A 2,138-nucleotide genomic window follows, 5' to 3' on the forward strand; every position below is an offset into this window, starting at 1 on the left:
TGACCACTCCGCGCCGGTCACCGAGCCGGATCGGAACAGACCTTTCGCGGTCATCTCGCTGGTCGGCGGCAAGTGGACGACCTTTCGCGGTTTCGCCGAGGAAGTCGCCGAAACCGTGCTCGGCCGCCTGCAGCGCAGCCGCAAGGTGACGACGCAAGCCATGCCGATCGGCGGCGGCAGGGATTTCCCGACCAATGCCGCAGCGCGAGCAAGTTGGCTGGCTCTGGCTCACTCGAAGACGGGCGCTGAGGAACGGCGTCTCGATGCGCTGCTGTCGCGATACGGCACCAGAGCCACGCAGATCGCCACGCATGGGTCGGGCGATGAGAGTCGGCTGCCGGATTCAGAAAGCTACAGCAAATTGGAAATCGACTACATCGTCCGCAACGAGTTCGTCGAACATCTGGCCGACATCGTCATGCGCCGCAGCACCTTGGCGATATCAGGCTCCCTGACAGGCCGCGACCTGCAGGCGATCGCGGCGATTGCCGGACAGGCGCTGGGCTGGAGCGCCGGGCGCCTTGCAAGGGAAGTCGAGGCCGCAATTGTGGAACTCGAGGACCGGAACCTGATGCGGCTGGGCTGATCAGTCCGTCACCGATGCTCTTCACAAGGCAATCCGGTCGGTTTGCCCATGGATGCGCCGCATCCGCAAATCGCCCAACTCACAGGCGGATTGGGATTTTGCCGATATTAGATATTATCCCTGAAAAACAGCTAGTTAGAAAAAAACCTGGATAGCCGACGGCCGTGCAATTCTGCCGGCTTAAGCCTGAGATAACACAGATTGACGTTAAATTAACATCACCGTATGATCGAGTAACATGCTCACCTCCTAATAGGTCGATGTTGCCCGCCGAATGCCGGCAGACCGGCGTTTCGGGAAGGGCGAGACCTGTGAATTCCCCGTATGTGCATGCGCCCAACCCGGCGGGGGATTGACAGCAATGCAGGGATGTGAAAATTTTTGCACACAAAGATAATAATATCATCTCAGGGAGGAGATGGCTTGAAATCCGGCGGAACCGCTAACCGCGATCATGAGTCCAGCCTCGCCACCCGCGCGGCCTGGCTTCACTATGCCGGGGGTCTGACGCAGGCCCAGGTGGCCAAGCGGCTCGGCCTGACCAGCCTCAAGGCGCATCGGCTCATCACGCGGGCCACTCAGGATGGCCTGGTCAGGGTGATCATCGACGGCGACGTCGGCGAATGCATCGACCTCGAGCAGCAGCTGATCAATGCTTACGGGCTCGATTACTGCGAGGTCGTTCCGGATCTCGATCAGGACGAGCTGCCGCTGAAGGCGCTTGGCATCGCCGGCGCTCAGTTTCTGAAGCGGGAGATCGATCGCGGCGAGGACATGCTGATCGGCGTCGGCCACGGCCGTACCCTTGCCGCAAGCGTCGAGTATCTGACGCGCACCGCCGCCGCCCATATCCGTTTCGTCTCGCTGCTTGGCGGTGTGACGCGCAAGTTCGCGGCCAACCCGCACGACGTCATGCATCGGCTGGCCGAGCGGACCGGCGCGCAGGCCTATGTGATGCCGGTGCCTTTTGTCGCCAACACCGCGGAGGACCGTGAGGTGCTGCTTGGGCAGCGCGGCATCAGCGATGTCTTCGACCTCGCAAGCCGGTCCGACCTGATGTTCGTCGGCATAGGGACCGCCGAGCGGGAAGCTTCGCTGGTCGCCACCGGCATGATCGAACATTCCGAAATCGATGAGGTCAAACGCGATGGCGGCGTCGGCGAGCTGCTCGCCCACTTCTTCGACGACCAGGGACGCCCAGTGGAAACGGCGCTGTCGGACAGAATCCTGGCACTCCCGCGGGACCAGTTGAAGGGCCGCCGGATTGTCGCCGTCGCCGGCGGCAAAGTGAAAATACGCGCCATCAAAGCGGTGCTCGAAAGCCGCTATCTCAGCGGCCTGATCACCGACGAGTCCACCGCTCGTGCCCTTGTCGAACAGAAAAAACCCAATGGCGCGAAGCGCCATATGAACGGAGGATCGCCAAATGCGTGACAAGCGCGGATCAGCCTTGCTGGCGGTTGCGTCATGAGCGCGAAAGCCGCCACCGCATCGACCAGGCCTGCCTCGCCCGCCCTGCGTCGGGCACTTGCCGGCGCCGCGGTTGTCGTCC

Annotated in this window: 2 protein-coding genes; both read left to right on the forward strand. The window is 62.3% G+C overall.

Features of this window, described 5'->3' with window-relative positions:
• The coding region (locus tag EN925_RS32995) for a glycerol-3-phosphate dehydrogenase C-terminal domain-containing protein (protein WP_281040683.1) at positions 1 to 586 on the forward strand (586 nt) is incomplete at its 5' end.
• A gap of 423 nt (positions 587 to 1,009) precedes the next feature.
• Positions 1,010 to 2,020 (forward strand): sugar-binding transcriptional regulator, encoded by a 1,011-nt coding sequence (locus tag EN925_RS33000; protein ID WP_024502444.1) that lies wholly within the window; start codon positions 1,010 to 1,012, stop codon positions 2,018 to 2,020.
• The last annotated feature ends 118 nt before the right edge of the window (positions 2,021 to 2,138 follow it).

This window comes from Mesorhizobium sp. M7A.F.Ca.US.006.04.2.1, assembly GCF_004022915.1.
In the GTDB taxonomy this organism is placed as follows: Bacteria; Pseudomonadota; Alphaproteobacteria; order Rhizobiales; family Rhizobiaceae; genus Mesorhizobium; species Mesorhizobium ciceri.